Origin of the sequence: Staphylococcus petrasii, from assembly GCF_002902565.1 — a bacterium.
Taxonomy (GTDB): Bacteria; Bacillota; Bacilli; order Staphylococcales; family Staphylococcaceae; genus Staphylococcus; species Staphylococcus petrasii.
The window spans coordinates 1-472 of sequence record NZ_PPRC01000024.1 but is presented as its reverse complement, the minus strand read 5'-3'; the positions used below and the strand labels follow the sequence as shown (position 1 = coordinate 472).

General features: G+C 51.3%; 1 rRNA gene. It reads left to right on the top strand.

Going from position 1 to position 472, the window contains the following annotated elements:
* Positions 1-472, top strand: a 16S ribosomal RNA gene (locus CD127_RS05060); the annotation flags it as partial.

The window sequence follows — 472 nt, the reverse complement described above, 5'->3', positions numbered from 1 at the left end:
CCGCAATGGGCGAAAGCCTGACGGAGCAACGCCGCGTGAGTGATGAAGGTCTTCGGATCGTAAAACTCTGTTATTAGGGAAGAACATACGTGTAAGTAACTGTGCACGTCTTGACGGTACCTAATCAGAAAGCCACGGCTAACTACGTGCCAGCAGCCGCGGTAATACGTAGGTGGCAAGCGTTATCCGGAATTATTGGGCGTAAAGCGCGCGTAGGCGGTTTTTTAAGTCTGATGTGAAAGCCCACGGCTCAACCGTGGAGGGTCATTGGAAACTGGAAAACTTGAGTGCAGAAGAGGAAAGTGGAATTCCATGTGTAGCGGTGAAATGCGCAGAGATATGGAGGAACACCAGTGGCGAAGGCGACTTTCTGGTCTGTAACTGACGCTGATGTGCGAAAGCGTGGGGATCAAACAGGATTAGATACCCTGGTAGTCCACGCCGTAAACGATGAGTGCTAAGTGTTAGGGGG